15 protein-coding genes, 1 tRNA gene and 2 pseudogenes are annotated in these 16,388 nt (G+C 54.4%); 13 read left to right on the top strand and 5 right to left on the bottom strand.

Translation table 11 applies throughout. The features are described 5' to 3' along the window. Nucleotides 1–11 precede the first annotated feature (11 nt). From BHK98_RS14180 to BHK98_RS02995, 5 genes and pseudogenes are all read left to right on the top strand, one after another. A pseudogene (locus BHK98_RS14180) lies at nt 12–278 on the top strand (BMC domain-containing protein); the annotation flags it as partial. 442 nt (nt 279–720) lie between these two features. Continuing rightward, nucleotides 721–2,397 (top strand): acetaldehyde dehydrogenase (acetylating), encoded by a 1,677-nt coding sequence (locus BHK98_RS03010; RefSeq protein WP_083628022.1) that lies wholly within the window; start codon nt 721–723, stop codon nt 2,395–2,397. Between the two features lie 3 nt (nt 2,398–2,400). Continuing rightward, on the top strand, nt 2,401–3,069 hold the full coding sequence (locus BHK98_RS03005) for a phosphate propanoyltransferase (protein ID WP_075712123.1): 669 nt from the start codon (nt 2,401–2,403) through the stop codon (nt 3,067–3,069). 58 nt (nt 3,070–3,127) lie between these two features. Further along, entirely contained in the window at nt 3,128–3,415 is a 288-nt protein-coding gene (locus tag BHK98_RS03000) for a BMC domain-containing protein (protein ID WP_075712122.1), read from the top strand. Nucleotides 3,416–3,611: 196 nt separating this feature from the next. Further along, the gene (locus BHK98_RS02995; RefSeq protein ID WP_075712121.1) at nt 3,612–4,157 is read left to right on the top strand and encodes a flavodoxin family protein; all 546 of its coding nucleotides are present in this window, start codon (nt 3,612–3,614) and stop codon (nt 4,155–4,157) included. Nucleotides 4,158–4,359: 202 nt separating this feature from the next. On the opposite strand, the gene BHK98_RS02990 is transcribed toward BHK98_RS02995, so the two are convergent. Beyond that, on the bottom strand, nt 4,360–5,469 hold the full coding sequence (locus tag BHK98_RS02990; protein WP_192846821.1) for an aminopeptidase: 1,110 nt from the start codon (nt 5,467–5,469) through the stop codon (nt 4,360–4,362). Nucleotides 5,470–5,495: 26 nt separating this feature from the next. Then, the gene (locus tag BHK98_RS02985) at nt 5,496–6,806 is read right to left on the bottom strand and encodes an acetyl-CoA hydrolase/transferase family protein (protein ID WP_075712119.1); all 1,311 of its coding nucleotides are present in this window, start codon (nt 6,804–6,806) and stop codon (nt 5,496–5,498) included. Between the two features lie 232 nt (nt 6,807–7,038). Here BHK98_RS02985 and BHK98_RS02980 point away from each other — a divergent pair, with 232 nt between their 5' ends. Beyond that, complete coding sequence (locus tag BHK98_RS02980; protein ID WP_075712118.1) at nt 7,039–7,422, top strand: Fur family transcriptional regulator; 384 nt, start codon at nt 7,039–7,041, stop codon at nt 7,420–7,422. 48 nt (nt 7,423–7,470) lie between these two features. Beyond that, nucleotides 7,471–8,007: a rubrerythrin gene (gene rbr / locus BHK98_RS02975; RefSeq protein WP_075712117.1), complete on the top strand. Its 537-nt coding sequence runs from the start codon at nt 7,471–7,473 to the stop codon at nt 8,005–8,007. 53 nt (nt 8,008–8,060) lie between these two features. Here the strand turns inward: rbr and BHK98_RS02970 are convergent. After that, nucleotides 8,061–8,148 (bottom strand) — tRNA-Ser (locus tag BHK98_RS02970). A 198-nt stretch (nt 8,149–8,346) separates the two neighbouring features. Here BHK98_RS02970 and BHK98_RS02965 point away from each other — a divergent pair. From BHK98_RS02965 to BHK98_RS02955, 3 genes are all read left to right on the top strand, one after another. Next, nucleotides 8,347–9,507, top strand: a complete 1,161-nt coding sequence (locus BHK98_RS02965; protein ID WP_075712116.1) for an aldo/keto reductase — start codon at nt 8,347–8,349, stop codon at nt 9,505–9,507. Nucleotides 9,508–9,643: 136 nt separating this feature from the next. Beyond that, on the top strand, nt 9,644–10,231 hold the full coding sequence (locus BHK98_RS02960; protein WP_342718699.1) for a manganese efflux pump MntP: 588 nt from the start codon (nt 9,644–9,646) through the stop codon (nt 10,229–10,231). A gap of 13 nt (nt 10,232–10,244) precedes the next feature. After that, a complete protein-coding gene (locus tag BHK98_RS02955) occupies nt 10,245–11,609 on the top strand; it encodes an aldehyde dehydrogenase (protein ID WP_075712115.1) in 1,365 nt (454 codons plus the stop codon). On the opposite strand, the gene BHK98_RS02950 is transcribed toward BHK98_RS02955, so the two are convergent. Then, complete coding sequence (locus BHK98_RS02950) at nt 11,599–12,504, bottom strand: DMT family transporter (RefSeq protein WP_206779520.1); 906 nt, start codon at nt 12,502–12,504, stop codon at nt 11,599–11,601. The genes BHK98_RS02955 and BHK98_RS02950 overlap by 11 nt on opposite strands. A 4-nt stretch (nt 12,505–12,508) precedes the next feature. Beyond that, nucleotides 12,509–12,907 carry a hypothetical protein gene (locus BHK98_RS02945; protein ID WP_075712113.1) on the bottom strand — a complete coding sequence of 133 codons (399 nt, stop codon included), beginning with the start codon at nt 12,905–12,907 and terminating at the stop codon, nt 12,509–12,511. Between the two features lie 280 nt (nt 12,908–13,187). On the opposite strand from BHK98_RS02945, the gene dsdA reads away from it, so the two are divergent. The 3 genes and pseudogenes from dsdA (at nt 13,188) to BHK98_RS14175 (ending at nt 16,331) form a co-directional block, all read left to right on the top strand. Further along, on the top strand, nt 13,188–14,534 hold the full coding sequence (gene dsdA / locus BHK98_RS02940) for a D-serine ammonia-lyase (protein WP_075712112.1): 1,347 nt from the start codon (nt 13,188–13,190) through the stop codon (nt 14,532–14,534). A 186-nt stretch (nt 14,535–14,720) separates the two neighbouring features. Next, nucleotides 14,721–15,902, top strand: a pseudogene (locus BHK98_RS02935) (oxygen-binding di-iron domain-containing protein); the annotation flags it as partial. Beyond that, nucleotides 15,876–16,331, top strand: a complete 456-nt coding sequence (locus BHK98_RS14175; RefSeq protein ID WP_245796909.1) for a rubredoxin — start codon at nt 15,876–15,878, stop codon at nt 16,329–16,331. The pseudogene BHK98_RS02935 and the gene BHK98_RS14175, both read left to right, overlap by 27 nt. Nucleotides 16,332–16,388: the final 57 nt, after the last annotated feature.

Here is a 16,388-nt window from a genome sequence, read left to right as displayed (position 1 = left end):
GAAAAGGAGCAATTACTATGAAAGCAATTGGTATGATTGAAACAAAGGGGCTGGTTCCCGCAATCGAAAGTGCCGATGCGATGCTGAAGGCAGCGGAGGTAACGCTGATCGAAAGAAGATTCGTAAAGGGCGGACTTGTGACGATCGTGATTGCCGGCGATGTAGCGGCCTGCAAGGCTTCCGTCGACGCGGCGGCGTCAGCGGTTCAGAGAATGGGCGGCGAGATTGTTTCCACCCACGTCATTCCGAGACCGCATTCGACACTCAGCGGTCTGATCGTGAACAGGATCCCCGGGGATGATGAAGAAATCTCCGATCCTGACGATGAGGAGTCTCACATAAGTAGCCGGAACAAAGAAAATGAAGGCGGCGGAACTCCGTCGGAGCCGGCAGAGGAGACAGCAGAACCCGCGGAGGACACATCGGAAGAGCCCGCGGAAATCGAAGTGACCGGGGAGAGCAGGACGGTCGAAGTCCCTGAAAATCTCCATAAGGCAGAGCTCGACGAGATTGTTGAGGCCAGAGGCGCCGACGCAGTCCGGGAGATCCTTTCCGGGAAAAAGGTAGTGGAGCTGAGGACACTGGCCCGTGAATATAACGGACAGTTCGGCATCTCAGGCAGAGAAATTACCCACTCGAACAAATCAGCGCTCATTGATCAGTTCGAGGAATACTACAAGAAATAACAAGTTTTAGCAATTTAAAAGGAGGTGCTGCATAATGGAGAATATGGATTTTGATCTGCGCTCCGTACAGGAGGCCAGGGATCTTGCCAGAGCCGGCCAGATCGCGACAGAGCAGATCGCCACATACACAGATGAGCAAATCGATAAGATCCTGCAGAACATGGTACGCGTAGCGGAAGAGCACGCATATGAGCTGGCGCAGATGGCTGTTGAGGAGACAGGGTTCGGAAAGGTTCCGGACAAGACCTACAAGAATCATTTCGCCTCAACCGTTCTCTACAATTATATTAAGGGAATGAAGACATCCGGCGTTCTCCGGGAGGATCCGGTCAACAAAACAATCGAGATCGCAGAGCCGGTCGGACTTCTGCTGGGAATTGTTCCCTCCACAAATCCGACATCGACAGCAATTTTCAAATCGATGATTGCGGTCAAGGCGAGAAATGCGATTGTTTTCGCTCCGCATCCGTCGGCAAAGAAATGTACACTCAGAGCGGCTGTCCTGATGAAGGAGGCGGCAGAAGCGGCGGGCGCGCCGGCGAACACCATCGGATGCGTTTCGATGCCCAGCATGCCCGCAACTAACGAGCTGATGCATCATCCGGATATCAAGATGATTATCGCCACCGGCGGTCCGGGAATGGTCAAGGCGGCGTACAGCTCCGGTAAACCGGCTCTCGGCGTCGGCGCGGGAAACTCCCCGGCGTACATCGAGAGAACAGCGAATGTCGCAGAGGCCGTGAAGAACATTATCGCGAGCAAGAGCTTTGACTACGGCACAATCTGTGCGTCCGAGCAGTCTGTCATCGCAGAGGAATGCAACAAGGATCAGGTCATCGAGGAATTCCGGAAGCAGGGCGGATATTTCATGAGCCCCGAGGAAACTGAAAAGGTCTGCAAGATCCTGTTCCGGCCGGGAACGACATCCATGAGCGCCAAGTTCGTCGGAAGATCTCCGCTGGTCATCGCGAACGCGGCAGGATTCAGTGTTCCGGACACTACAAAGGTGCTGATCGGACCGATGGGCGGCGTTGGAAAAGAGTATCCGCTGTCCTTCGAGAAGCTGACCTCCGTGCTGGCGTTCTACACAGTGAAGGATTGGCACGAAGCCTGCGAGCTCAGCAAGAAACTCCTGCAGAACGGAATCGGTCACACGATGAGCATCCATACGCAGGACAGAAATATGGTGATGGAATTCTCTGCGAAACCGGCGTCCAGAATTCTGGTCAACACCGGTGGAAGCATGGGCGGCGTCGGTGCGAGCACCGGTCTGGCTCCATCCTTCACACTGGGATGCGGAACCTGGGGCGGAAGCTCCGTCTCGGAGAACGTATCTCCGCTGCACCTGATCAATGTCAAACGGGTCGCTTACGGCCTCGTGGACTGTGCAAACCTGGCGGCGAACGATCCGACCTTCAACCATCCGGAACTGAACGGCGGATATGCTCCGACACAGACTGCTCCGCAGGCCGCACCGGCTCCCGCGGCACCTGTACAGAGCTATATCGGATACAGCCCAACCTGCGGAACCTGCGCTCCTTACAGCCCGGTGAATATCACAGGAGCACCGTCTCCTTCTGAAATCCAGAACGGAGCGGCGTCTGCGACTCCTGCACCGCAGGCGGCGCCGGCGGCAGGGGATCAGGGAATCAACACTGCACAGCTGAATGACATGATTAATTCCATGGTGAAGGCTCTGAAAGGAGAATGATAAATGGAGAATTATGAACAGCTGATCAGACAGCTTGTCGATGCGGCCATGGCCGGCGCGGGAAAGACCGGAGCCGGCTGCGGGGCAGGAACCTGTGCAGACGGATCGGATATTCCGGTAGGCGTATCCAATCGTCATCTGCATTTGTCCCAGCAGGATCTGAATGTGCTGTTTGGCTCAGGATATGAGCTGACCGCCATCAAGGATCTGGGTCAGCCGGGGCAGTTCGCCTGTAAGGAGACGCTGACCGTCTGCGGTCCGAAAGGCGCGATTGAAAAGGTTCGCGTTCTCGGTCCGGTCAGAAGCAGGACGCAGGTTGAAATCCTGGCCGGAGACGGCTTCAAACTCGGCGTCAAAGCGCCGGTTCGCCAGTCAGGTGATCTGACCGGCACGCCTGGCGTCACGCTGGTCGGTCCCAAAGGGAGCGTGGTGCTGACAGAGGGAACGATTGTTGCCCAGCGTCACATCCATATGACTCCCGCAGAGGCGGAACGATATGGCGTCAGAGACGGCGATGTGGTCTCCATCGACTTTGACACAGAACGCGGCGGCGTCATGAGAAATGTGCTCATCAGAGCAACCGACACCAGCGCGCTGGAATGCCATGTGGATACGGAGGAAGCGAACGCTTTCGGCGTCAGCTCCAAATCGCATTTCAGGATCATAAAATAGTTGAAAAATGTTAAATAACAATATAAAATTTAATTAGAAATATTAGGAGGATAAGAAAATGGCTAAGTATGATGCATTGGGAATGATCGAAACTAAGGGACTGGTTGGATCCATCGAGGCTGCAGATGCTATGGTAAAAGCGGCGAATGTATATCTGATCGGCAGAGAGTTCGTAGGCGGAGGATTGGTAACCGTCATGGTCAGAGGAGACGTCGGTGCGGTCAAGGCTGCTACAGACGCTGGCGCCGCTGCTGCGCAGCGTGTCGGCGAGCTGCTGTCCGTACACGTAATTCCTCGTCCGCACGTTGAGGTTGAGGGAATCCTGCCGTCGATTGAAGGAAAATAAGCGGTCCGGGATTTACGGAGGAAACAGACATAAGATCGCTTAACAATTCAATCGAGCCATTCTGAAAATATGACGTGCGGTGCGGAAGGAGTTCCTGCCGCACGTCGTTTTGGATGTTCTGTGTCAGCGCTTGCGGAATCGGAGACCGGTTCCGGGAGTAGACACTTGTTTTAATCGAATAAGGCAGGCGAAAAAAATGAGTAAAACGATTTTAGTCCTTACCGGAAGCCCGCGTCAGGGAGGAAATTCTGACCTCATGGCGGAGGCGTTTATTCAGGGTGCACAGAGTCAGGGACACCGGATTCTGCGTTTCGACGCGGGAAGAAAAAAGGTGACCGGCTGTGTCGCATGTAAGACGTGTTTCAGCACCGGGCACCCATGTTCCTATCAGGACGATTTTGAAGAATTCGCGTCCTGTCTCCGGCAGGCGGATACACTGGCGATTTTCACGCCTCTGTACTGGTTTTCCTTCCCGGCACAGGTGAAGGCGGCCATCGACAGGATGTATTCCTTCTTCTGCTCCGGGACAAAGCTTCCTGTGAAGGAGAGTTTCATGGTTATCTGCTGCGAGCTGCCTGATCCGTCGGCGTGTGACGGAGCGGTGACGACATATCACAAAATCGCGGACATCATGAAGTGGGAAGACCGCGGACACATTGTCGTTCCGGGAGTCGGCGAACCCGGAGATGTTCTCAGAACTCCGGCTGTCGACGGCATGAGACGCATCGGCGAGGCGATTTAGCAGGCGCGTAAGCGCGTAAGCATGTAAAATAAACAGAACTGCCGCACTGAATCAGAAATCAGTGTGACAGCTCTGTTTTTAATATGCGCACCGGGAGTGAATATCAATGAAAATATACCGGGAACCGCTGAAACCGAGCCGGCGGCGGAAAGCAGCGCATTCGTTCAGCCTCCGCCGCGCAAGATGTTCGTTATTATATTCGTTATTTCAGATTCTCGGGATTCAGGCCCTCCAGTTCCGGTAGCACGAACCGACCGTCCTCCCGGATCAGAACGTCGTCGAACCAGACTTTACCGCCGCCATATTCCGGCCGCTGGATCATGACCAGATCCCAGTGAACCGCGGATTTGTTTCCGTTAGGGGCGTCCTCATAGCACATGCCGGGAGTCAGATGAAAGCTTCCGGAGATCTTCTCGTCGAATAGAGTATCTTTCATGGGCTCCAGGATGTACGGGTTGAAGCCGAAGGAGAACTCGCCGAAATACCTCGCGCCCTCATCCGTATCCAGCAGCTGGTTGATCCGTGCCGTGTCGTTGGCTGTTGCTTTGACGATCTTCCCGTTTTCGATTTCAAACCGGATGTCTTCAAAGGTGAAGCCCTGCTCCTGGGAAGCCGTGTTGTAACTGATGATGCCGTTCATCGATTCCCGGACCGGCGCAGTGTAAAGCTCTCCGTCGGGGATATTGCATTCTCCGGCACATTTTACAGCCGGGATGCCCCGGATGGAGAACGTCAGGTCAGTTCCGGGACCTTCAATGCGCACCTTGTCCGTGCGCTCCATCAGCGCCTTCAGCGGATCCATGGCCCGGCTCATTTTCGCGTAATCCAGTGTGCATACATCATAGAAAAAATTCGCGAAGGCCTCCCGGCTGGTATTGGCCAGCTGTGCCATGGAAGCGTTGGGATACCGCAGGACGACCCACTTTGTTTTGTCCACGCGGTAGTCCGTCGCAGGGGTCAGCTTCCTGCTGTACAGGTTCAGCTTTTCGACGGGAACGTCGGCCAGTTCCGCGGTATTGGCACCTGCGCGTACCGCTATATATGCGGCGACGTCTCTCAGCTGATACAGCTTGTAATCGTTCATATAACTCAGCTGATCTTCATCGGCGCCCAGAAGGAGCTCCCGGGTGATGAGGCTGTCGCTGCAGTTTACAAAGGGCTTTCCGCCTGCCCGGTAAACATCCCTTACAATCTGCTGAATCAGGGGAACGCACTCGGCTCCTTCATACTCGATTAAAACCTTTTCATCCTTCTGCACTTTGCAGGAATAGTTTACCAGCAGGTCTGCCAGTTTTCTGTCTCTCGGATCCATTATGTCCTCCTTTGGTCTCAGAAAAGTCAGTAGAGTCCGGCCTCTCTGGCCGCTTCTGTCAGCTCCTCCCGGAAATCGGGGTGCGCGATGGAGATCAGCGCGTGAGCACGTTCTTTGATGGTCAGCGGCTTCAGATTCACACAGCCGTATTCCGTGACGACGTACTGTACATCGGAGCGCGGCGTGGTGACTGCCGCGCCGGTCGGAAGAGCGGCAACGATGCGGCTGCTGATCTTTCCTGTACGTTTGCTGATGTTTTCTGAGGTTGCTGCGATAAACGACTTGCCGCCTCTGGACATCTGTGCGCCCCGTACAAAGTCAAGCTGACCGCCGGTTCCGCTGAACTGCCTTCCGGCGATGTTGTCCGCCGCGACCTGTCCCATCAGATCTATGCAGATGGCGCTGTTGACGGAGACGGCGCGGTCGTTACGGGCGATGATCCGTGGATCGTTGGCGATGGTGAAGGGCATATAGTACATATCTTTGTTATGATCGACAAATTCATACAGCGCCTTTTCTCCCAGGGTGAAGGCTGCCACAGACTTTCCCGGAAGCACCCGTTTGCCTTTGTTAGTGACGTTCCCGTTCTTCATCAGAAAAGCCAGGGAGTCGGTCATCAGCTCTGTATGGATGCCCAGGTCGTTCCGGTCACGGAGTCCGAATCCCACCGCATTTCCGATACCGCCGATTCCCAGCTGAACGCACGCGCCGTCGGGGATCTGGTCGATGACATATTCGGAGATGGCTTTTACCTCCGGGGTGGGCTCCATATTGGGGACCTCGGCGATCTCCTCGTCGAAACGGACCGCCATGTCGCAGTCACGGATATTGATGAGGTTGTCCTCTCCGTAGACAAAGGGAGCGTATTTGTTAATCTGCAGAATGACGGTTTTCGCCTGCTCCTGAATGAATTTGTTCAGGGCGACGCCGGTCGCGCCGAAGCTCATGTTCCCGTCATCATCGGGAAGGGAGACCTCCAGAAAGGCGACGTCCGGCGGGCAGGTCTCGCGGCAGAAGATGTCGACGAGGCTCAGATGGATGCTGGTATAATCCAGTGAACCCGCCTTTTGTGCCTGACGCTCCGTCGGCCCCATAAAGTATGAAATGATCCGGAACCGGTCCGGGTCGGTCATGATGTCCAGCGGCTTGAACAGGTTGGAGCACCCGATCGTCACGTTTTCCAGCTCGTCCGATCTGCGGCCGAGGGCGCGGGCCAGCTCATAGCAGGTGCTGGTGCAGGTGCCGATATAGACGGTCTGTCCGCTCCGGATGCATTGTACAGCCTCATCCGGGGTGACGAGTTTTTCGTCAAATAGCTTTTTTAAAGAGTCTTTCATTTTTATCACGTTCCTTACAGCATAGTCTTTTGTGTCGGGTTTTGCCGCAGAGAGGCAGTCTGACCGTTGGAATTCCAGTCATATTCCGCTGTCAGACATACGCCTGCAACAAAATAGAACCCGCTTTTTCAGTATAGCATAAAAAAATAAAATGTCCATATTTCAAAAAAGGGGTTGACAAATGAAACTATCAGATATACAATTAGAACAATTCTAAAAGGAAGTGATGTGATTGACAAAATACGCAAGAAAGATCGCACAGATCGTAGACGGCTCCAATGATCATCTGACTGCGGAACAGATATTTCTGCGAATGAAGAAGGAGTATCCCGGAATTGTCCTGGCGTCTGTATATAACAATCTGAATATGCTTTGTGATACAGGACGGGTTCGCAGACTTCTGATTGAAGGCTCTCCGGATCGCTTCGACAAGACACTGCGTCACGACCATGTGGTATGCAATGTCTGCGGCAAGCTGTCGGATTTCAAATTCAGAGATCTGACCCGGGAGATCGAGGAGGAGCTCGGCGGAAGCATCGAGTCCTACGACCTGAAAATCAACTATATCTGCCCCGAATGCAGACGTGCGATGAAGAAAAACCAAAACAACAGTTAACTCAAGTCTACTATTTTTAATGAATATCTAATATAAGGAGGTAATTCGATGAGTAAATACGCAGGAACACAGACCGAGAAGAATCTGGAAGCGGCATTCGCCGGTGAATCCCAGGCGACAAACAAGTACACATACTTTGCTTCCAAGGCGAAGAAGGAAGGATTCGAGCAGATTGCGGATCTTTTCCTGAAGACCGCGAACAATGAAAGAGAGCATGCCAAACTCTGGTTCAAGGAACTGGAAGGTATCGGTGATACCGCGGCGAACCTGGCAGCTGCGGCGGCCGGTGAGAACTACGAGTGGACAGATATGTACGATGGATTTGCAAAGACCGCGGATGAGGAAGGCTTCCCTGAGCTGGCGGCTAAATTCCGTCTCGTTGCGCAGATTGAAAAGCGTCATGAGGAACGGTACCGCGCTCTGCTGAAGAACGTAGAGACAAAGGCCGTGTTCGAGAAGAGCGAGGTCAAGGTCTGGGAGTGCAGAAACTGCGGCCATATCGTTATCGGCGAAAAAGCGCCGGATGTATGTCCGACATGCAACCATCCGCAGAGCTACTTCGAGATTCACGCGGAAAACTATTAATCTCATAACAATAAATCAGAAAACCCCGCGCCGGACGCAGGGTTTTCTTTTACTGGCGGAGAGTCAGGGATTCGAACCCTGGGTCCGGTTAAGGACACAGCATTTCGAGTGCTGCACGATCGACCACTCTGACAACTCTCCGGATATATTGGATATGTTCCGCCGGCGCATACGCCCTGCGCAGAAATCAGACGTGCGTCTGCAACGCGTTTCAGCAGGATTCGCCGACTGGACTATTATATCACGGTTCAGAGCGCGATTCAAGAAAAACATATTTCTGCATGGTCTTAACATGTTTCTCTGTGGACTGAATCATGCATGGAAGGGGAAGTGAGGATTATGAATAAAAACCTCGGGAATGAAAATCAGAAAACAACTGAAAGCGGAGAACTCCGGAAGCTGGGCTTCGGCATGATGCGGCTTCCGCGCAGGGGCGTGAACATTGACCTGGAGAGAACCGGGAGAATGGTGGATCTCTTCATGGAGGCGGGCTTCACCTATTTCGATACGGCTTTTATCTATCCGGGTTCAGAGAATGCGGTCAGACGTGCGCTGGTGGAGCGCTATCCGAGGGAGCGTTATCAGCTGGCAACCAAGCTTTACGCCGGCGTGATGCCGACAGCGGGAGCGGCGAAAAGAGAGTTCGCCTCCAGCCTGAGAAAAACCGGCGCGGGATTCTTCGATTACTATCTGCTTCATTCTCTGCGCGGCAGCAATGTGAAAAAATATGAGAAATTCGGCCTCTGGGATTTCGTCGGTGAACAAAAGGAAAAGGGACTGATCAGGAACATCGGTTTTTCCTTTCATGATGGTCCCGAACTCCTGGACGAGATCCTGACGAAGCATCCCGAGACAGATTTTGTGCAGCTTCAGATCAATTATGCGGACTGGGACGATACCAGAGTTTCGGCACGGGCCAACTACGAAACCGCCCGCCGCCACGGAAAGCCTGTCGTCATCATGGAGCCTGTGAAGGGCGGCCGCCTGGCCGATCCGCCAAAGGAGGTGAAGCAGCTGCTTCTGGAATATGCTCCCGGAGCATCCTGCGCTTCCTGGGCGCTGCGTTTCGCCGCGTCGCTGGAGGGCGTTCTGACCGTTCTTTCCGGGATGTCCACAGAGGAGCAGGTAATGGAGAATATCCGTCTGCTGGCGGAGCCTGAGCCGCTGAACCGGGAAGAACAAAGAATAATCCGGCGCGTTCGCGCAATCATGGGAGCATCAAAGGAAATCCCATGCACGGCGTGTGGATACTGTCTGGAGCAATGTCCGAAGGAAATCCCGATTCCGGATATCTTCACAGCGATGAACAGCTGGCTGGGAGCGGGACAGGCAGCGGAGGCGCAGACACAGTATGAGGCGGCGACAAAGGGCGGTTCAGGCGCCGGAGACTGCATTCGCTGCGGCGCCTGCGAGGAAATCTGTCCGCAGCAGATTGAAATCCGGAAAGAGCTGGCAGCCGCCGCAGAGAAATTTGCCGGCAGCCGCCGGGATGAAAAATAAGAGACGGCCGATACGAAAAAACATGAACGTCGTCGCGAAAAAATAAGGTTCTCTAATTCCTCTTCTGTGCTATAATAGTGTCTGCTCATGCTGAGCACGCATTATTATATTTTAATCTTTATGCTGCGAGGGACAGATGATGGAATGGAGTGTTTTATTTTTTCTGAACAGTATCGCTTTTGGAGTCGGTCTGGCCATGGACGCCTTTTCCGTATCCATGGCCAACGGCCTGAATGAACCGCATATGAAGGCGGGGCGCATGAGCGCCATCGCGGGAACCTTTGGAGGCTTCCAGATCGCTATGCCGCTCATCGGCTGGCTCTGTGTTCACACGATTGCTGTTCAGTTCAAGGCCTTTCAGCGGTTTATTCCCTGGATCGCACTGCTGCTGCTGGCTTTTATCGGCGGGAAAATGCTGTATGAGGGTATACGGAAAAGAACCGGAGAGGAAGAGACGCCGGCGGTCGGATTTCTGAGCCTGATGGTACAGGGAATCGCCACATCCATCGACGCGCTGTCGGTTGGATTCGCGATTGCGGATTATCCGTGGAGCATGGCGCTGGCGGAGGCCCTGATCATCGGGATTGTGACGTTCGGAATCTGTATCGGGGGCCTGATGATCGGAAAACGCTTCGGAACGAGGCTTTCAGACAAGGCGCAGATTCTGGGCGGCGTGATTCTCATCGCTATCGGTCTGGAAATCTTTGTTCGCGGAGTTCTGTAAGGAGGAGACAGAGATGGAAATTGGAAAACTCGTTGAAGCACAGAGAAAATATTTCCGCACGGGGAAAACCCGTCCGGTGAAGTTCCGCCGGGAGATGCTGCTGCGTCTGCGCCGGTCTCTCTTCGATCATGAAAAGCTTCTGGCGGAGGCGATGCACGAGGATATGAACAAAAGCCGTCTGGAGGTGTATATGACGGAAACCGGCATGGTGCTGGATGAGATCCGTTTTCATCTGAAGCACATCGACGGGTGGATCCGGCCGAAGCTGCGCCGGACGCCGCTGGCGCAGTTTCCTTCGAAATCCTTTGTGCGACCGGAGCCCCGCGGCGTGGCGCTCATCATGGCGCCGTGGAATTATCCGATTCAGCTGGCGCTGGAGCCCCTCGTCGGGGCGATTTCCGCAGGCTGCACAGCAATAATCAAGCTGCCGTCCTATGCACCGAAGACCAGTGAAGCCATCGCGAGAGTCATTGAGGATGTATTTCCGCCGGAATACATCGCTGCGGTACAGGGAGGAAGGGAAGAAAACCGGACTCTGCTGGATCAGAAATTCGATTATATTTTCTTTACCGGAAGCAAAGAGGTGGGCAGAGCCGTTATGTCCGCGGCCGCTGAACATCTTACTCCGGTGACGCTGGAGCTGGGCGGGAAGAGTCCGGTCATCGTGGATGAAACCGCCGACATTCGTCTGGCTGCGCGTCGAATCGCCTTCGGAAAGATTCTCAACGGCGGCCAGACCTGTGTGGCGCCGGACTATCTGCTGATTCACGAGGATGTAAAAGGAACCTTCATCAGGGCGTACCGGGAGGCGATTGAAGACTTTTTCCCGGGCGGCGATATGTCCGATATGAATGTGATCATCAACGAAAAGCATTACGCCCGGGTCAGCCGCCTTCTGAAGGACGGTCGGGCGGTTGTGGGCGGCGGTACCGACGCTTCCCGCAGATTCATCGAGCCGACTCTGCTGGACCGGGTGAGCCCCGATTCAGACATCATGAAGGAGGAGATCTTCGGCCCGATCCTGCCGATGCTGACGTTCCGGAGGCTGGAGGAATGCGTTGAGTTTATCAGCAGCAGGCCGCATCCGCTGGCGCTGTATCTGTTCACGGAAAGCAGAGCGGCGGAGCGGAGGGTGCTCGGCAGCTGCATCAGCGGCGGAGCGTGTGTCAATGATACGATTATGCACCTGGCGACCTCCCGGATGCCCTTCGGCGGCGTTGGCGACTCCGGAATGGGAGGCTATCACGGCAGATCGAGCTTTGATACGTTTACACATTACCGCAGCGTGCTGAAGAAGTCGAACCGGCTGGATATTCCGGTGCGTTACCGTCCGTACAGTGACCGGAAAGAAAAACTGATCCGCCTGCTTATGAAGTAGAGGCACGGGAACTGAGCAGTACGCCGCAGATTGTGCAGCCCAGCGCCGCAAGCGTGAACCATCCGAAGGGATCGCCGGCGAACAGGACGCCGGAAACCACGCCTACCGTAGTGGTCAGACTGGCGGAGATGTTGCTGACCGCGGCGGGGTTCATCCTGCCGATCACATAATTGAACCCGAGGTAACACAGACAGCTGCAGCCGACGCCCAGGAACAGAACGGCAGTCAGCGTGGGACTGTCGGAAAACGTAAGTCGGATGCTCTGGAGGAAATCCCCCTTCAGAGCATTTATAACGGAGAAAAACCCGCCGGCCATCAGGGACATCAGCGCTGTAATCTGCATGGATGAGCAGGCTTCAGACGCCCGGCTGCTCGCGTGGGAAAACAGTCCCCCGGTGATTACAGCGCCGGTCAGCAGAAAATATCCGGTAAGCTTTCCGCCGGCCGAGAAGGATGGGGAGAACAAAGTGTTAATCAGGACGCCGCCGAAGGCGGCCGCGATTCCCAGAAGAAGCAGCGGACGCGCTTTCCGGTGGAAAAACAGGATTCCGAAGATCAGTGTCATGCAGGGAATCGTCGCGATAAATAAAGAGGATTCGGAGGAAGAGGTCAGTCCGATGCCCGGCGTTTCGAACATGGAATAGACGCAGGGCTGCAGGAGTCCCGCGAGAACCGCGTATTTCAGCTCGGCGGGACGATGGGGAAGACGGACCTTTTTTGCTGCGATCAGAATCAGGAAAATCACGGCAGAGAGTCCCCAGCGCATCTGCAGAACCTGGAAGGTGCTCAGTTTTCGGAGCGCGATAATAGTGGCATAAAAAGAGAGCCCCCAGAATACGGCGATGATGATGAAGGCGATGTAAATTCTGATTGTCTCTCCTGTTCTTTCTGTCATTCTGTCAGTTACTGCTGTTTTTCTGATAAATCTCATAAAGCTGAGCCATCTCCTCATCGGACAGGTTCTCCTGAGCGAATTCCTTCAGTTTATCATAATCACCGTCCTTGTAATATTTCAGCAGTTTTGCCGCAGTGGAAGCGGTGATATGTTTTTTTACGATTTTGCTGACGGCGGCCTTGTCCGAATCGGAAAGGCTGTCGGCGGCTTCTTTGATTTTCCGGCTTTCGGCACTGTTATCTGAGGTGGCGCTTTCAATGACCTTTTCGTAGGTCGTTTCTGCGGCCTTCTCCATCGCCGGGTCATATATAAAATATTTGGCTGCGAATCCGCAGATCACAAGGATCAGGACAATGATCAGGGCGGTGCGCAGGCGATGCTTTTTTCTGACTCCGTGTTTCATGACGTAATCTCCTCCTTCTGTACGCGGTGCGGTCACTCCTTCTGATTTGTAACAGGATACCACAGGAATGTGTTGAGCACTTGAAGATGATGTTCTTTCCAGAGGCGGGATTTTGTGGTATAGTGAAGTAAGAGCTTTCCGGATGCGTGTGACACATGCCGCATATCACGCGGAGGGAGACGGGTCGGAGAGGCGGCTCCGATGAAGATTCCATGCGCGCGGCGCGTCCGGAAGTAACGGCTTAAGATAACGGCTTGTTTTGTACGCCAGGGAGGAGCCTATGGAAGTAAAAGAATATGCAAAGAGGCTGGCCGCGGCAAATCCTGCGGTGCAGGATGTGATCGACCGGAAGGAAACGATATGGATCAACGACAGACTGCTGCCGGTTGATCTCATCGACGGTCTGTGTCAGCTGGTGGTATCAGATGAGGATATCGCGGACGCCGAGGACCGCCTGGCCCGGTTTGCGCCCTATATCCGGAAATGTTTTCCGGAGACGGAGGAAACCGGCGGTCTGATTGAATCTCCGCTGAAATGTATTCCAAACATGCAGCAGAAGCTGGCAGACAGGGAGAACGTCGATATTCCGGGAATGCTGATGCTGAAGATGGACAGTCATCTGGCCATCGCCGGCTCGGTCAAGGCGAGAGGCGGCATCTATGAAGTGCTGAAGCATGCGGAAACGCTGGCGATGGAGGCGGGCCTTCTGACCCGGGAGGACAATTACGCCCGGCTGGCGGACGACGAGATGAAGAAATTCTTCGGACAGTATACCGTACAGGTGGGGTCCACCGGGAACCTGGGACTTTCCATCGGTATCATGAGCGCCTTTCTGGGATTCCGCGTCAAGGTTCATATGTCCGCTGATGCGAAGCAGTGGAAAAAGGATATGCTCTGCAGCAAAGGCGTGGAGGTTATTGAGTATGAAGACGACTATTCCAGGGCGGTTGAGGAAGGACGCAGGGACAGCGACCGCGATCCCATGAGTTATTTTGTTGACGACGAGTATTCCGTGGATCTGTTCCTGGGTTATGCGGTGGCAGCGCACCGGCTTCAGGAGCAGATGGAGCAGATGCATATCACGATCGACGAGGAGCATCCCCTGATTGTTTACGTTCCCGCCGGGGTCGGCGGTGCGCCCGGAGGCGTCTGCTACGGCCTGAAGCGCCTGTACAAAGAAAATGTTCATGTGTTCTTTACAGAACCTGTGATGTGTCCGTCTCTGCTTGCCGGCTTCGCGTCTCAGCGATATGAGAGGGCGAACGTTCACGATTTCGGTCTCAGCGGAATAACCCATGCGGACGGTCTTGCCTGCGCCAGTCCGTCAGGCTTTGTTACCCGCATCGACAACAACCTTGTGTCCGGAGATCTTACGCTGAACGACGACAAGCTGTACGATTACATGCGGATGCTGATGGAGACGGAGGACGTGCGGATTGAGCCGTCCAGTTGCGCTGCGTTTATCGGTCCGGTAGGGCTTTCCCGTTATCCGGCGGCCGGGGAATATTGCAGAAAGCATGGCCTGACTCGCGAGAGACTGGAAAACGCTGTCCAGATCTGCTGGGCGACAGGCGGACGCCTGGTTCCGGAGGAGATCTGGGAGGAATATCTGAACACCCGTCTGTAGGTGAAACGGCTGCGGACGCGAAAGGAACCGGAGCCCTGCGGACGGCGGTCGGGAAGGCTCGGAAAACCTGTGCTTTTTTCGCAATTCGGGGTTTCATACGGAAGGGAAAAGGGTAGTAAAATCACAGAATAACTGTTTCTGTATGACAGCGGCCGGAAGGCCTTTAGTTAGAAAGAGGAAATCAAAATGAGGAAATTAGTTAAAAACAATGTCAGCTGGGTCGGTTACATCGACTGGGAACTGGAAACCTTTCACGGAGACGAATATTCCATTCTGAACGGCTCCAGTCAGAACGCCTATCTGATTGAAGAGGGCAAGACTGTACTGATGGATACCGTATGGCTGCCGCATAAGGAATGGTTCATGGAGAACCTGAAATCGGAAATCGATCTGAACAAAATTGATTATATCGTAATGCAGCACGGCGAGCAGGATCACTCCGGATCTCTGAGCGCGCTGATGGAGGAAATCCCCGATACGCCGATCTACTGTACCGAAGAGGCGGTCAAGAGCCTGGAGGGTCAGTACGGAAAGCACGGATGGGACTTCCATGTGGTCAAGACAGGCGACAGCCTGGACATCGGGAACGGCAAGAAGCTGATCTTCGTCGAGATGAAGATGCTCCACTGGCCGGATTCCATGGCCACATACATGACCGGAGACAATATCCTGTTTTCCATGGACGCGTTCGGACAGCACTTCGCGGTGGGCGAACTGTTCAACGATCTGGCAGACCAGGGGCTGCTGTATAAGGAGGCCCTTAAATACTTCACCAACATTATCAATCCGTTTGCGGATTTCGTGAATCCCAAGCTGGACGAGATTGCGGCGCTGAATCTGCCGATCGACATGATCTGTCCTTCTCACGGAGCGATCTGGAGAGATAATCCGATGCAGATTGTCGAGAAATACAGGGAATGGGCGGACACTTATCAGGAGGATCAGGTGACTGTCGCCTATGATACCATGTGGGACGGAACAAAGAAAATCGCACATACAATCGCGGATGAGATTCACCGCCAGAGCCCGGAGACAACGGTCAAGGTGCTGAACATCTCCAAGGTGGACAAAAATGAAATCATGACGGAGGTCTTCAAATCGAAAGCGATTGCTGTCGGTTCTCCGACCTGCGTCAACGATGTTCTGACTTCTGTGGCGGGATGGCTCGCCTTCCTGCGTACACTGCGGTTTAAAGGCAAGAAGGCGGCGGCCTTCGGCTGCTACGGATGGAGCGGCGAGTCCGTGGACATTATCCGTGATGAACTGCAGAAATCCGGTTTTCAGGTCGTCAACGAGCAGGTTAAATCCCTTTGGAATCCGGATGAAGATGATCTCGCGAAGATCCCGGCGCTGGTAGAGGCGCTGCTGTCGAAGGAGGCGCCTGCCGCAGAGGCCGCCGGCGCACCGGAGGCAGAGGGCAGAAGCTTCCAGTGCTCCGTCTGCGGATGGACCTATAACGAGGCTGAGGGCGCTCCGGACAAAGGAATCCCGGCGGGAACCAGATGGGAGGATCTCCCGGAAGACTTCCGCTGTCCGGTCTGCAAGGTACCGAAATCCAAATTCCAGGAGAAGGGCGGCACCGGAGCACCGGCTGCAGAAGAAGACGCTGCGGAGACGACCGGAAATGCTCCGGGAAGCCGCGTGTACAAGTGCTCCGTCTGCGGATGGACTTATAGCGAGGCAGAGGGTGCTCCGGAGCACGGAATCAAACCGGGGACGCTCTGGGAGAACGTTCCGGAAGACTTCCGTTGCCCGGTCTGCAAGGTGCCGAAAACCATGTTCGAGGAAGAAAAATAAGCACAGTTCAACGAGGTCGCTGAAGTCGCAGCGGCCTCGTTTTCAGAAAGAGCTCAG

Source organism: Hornefia porci (genome assembly GCF_001940235.1).
Lineage (GTDB): Bacteria > Bacillota > Clostridia > Peptostreptococcales > Anaerovoracaceae > Aminicella > Aminicella porci.
The sequence above is the reverse complement of the archived record's forward strand: the minus strand, read 5'-3'. Positions and strand labels throughout refer to the sequence as shown.

Bases quoted from the DNA above. Each gene is read 5' to 3' on its own strand.
- BHK98_RS03005 (WP_075712123.1), top strand. From the start codon at position 2,401: ATGGAGAATTATGAACAGCTGATCAGACAGCTTGTCGATGCGGCCATG.
- dsdA (WP_075712112.1), top strand. From the start codon at position 13,188: ATGGAAGTAAAAGAATATGCAAAGAGGCTGGCCGCGGCAAATCCTGCG.
- BHK98_RS03000 (WP_075712122.1), top strand. From the start codon at position 3,128: ATGGCTAAGTATGATGCATTGGGAATGATCGAAACTAAGGGACTGGTT.
- BHK98_RS02990 (WP_192846821.1), bottom strand. From the start codon at position 5,469: ATGGATCCGAGAGACAGAAAACTGGCAGACCTGCTGGTAAACTATTCC.
- BHK98_RS02995 (WP_075712121.1), top strand. From the start codon at position 3,612: ATGAGTAAAACGATTTTAGTCCTTACCGGAAGCCCGCGTCAGGGAGGA.
- BHK98_RS02950 (WP_206779520.1), bottom strand. From the start codon at position 12,504: ATGACAGAAAGAACAGGAGAGACAATCAGAATTTACATCGCCTTCATC.
- BHK98_RS02945 (WP_075712113.1), bottom strand. From the start codon at position 12,907: ATGAAACACGGAGTCAGAAAAAAGCATCGCCTGCGCACCGCCCTGATC.
- BHK98_RS03010 (WP_083628022.1), top strand. From the start codon at position 721: ATGGAGAATATGGATTTTGATCTGCGCTCCGTACAGGAGGCCAGGGAT.
- BHK98_RS02960 (WP_342718699.1), top strand. From the start codon at position 9,644: ATGATGGAATGGAGTGTTTTATTTTTTCTGAACAGTATCGCTTTTGGA.
- BHK98_RS02965 (WP_075712116.1), top strand. From the start codon at position 8,347: ATGAATAAAAACCTCGGGAATGAAAATCAGAAAACAACTGAAAGCGGA.
- BHK98_RS02955 (WP_075712115.1), top strand. From the start codon at position 10,245: ATGGAAATTGGAAAACTCGTTGAAGCACAGAGAAAATATTTCCGCACG.
- rbr (WP_075712117.1), top strand. From the start codon at position 7,471: ATGAGTAAATACGCAGGAACACAGACCGAGAAGAATCTGGAAGCGGCA.
- BHK98_RS02985 (WP_075712119.1), bottom strand. From the start codon at position 6,806: ATGAAAGACTCTTTAAAAAAGCTATTTGACGAAAAACTCGTCACCCCG.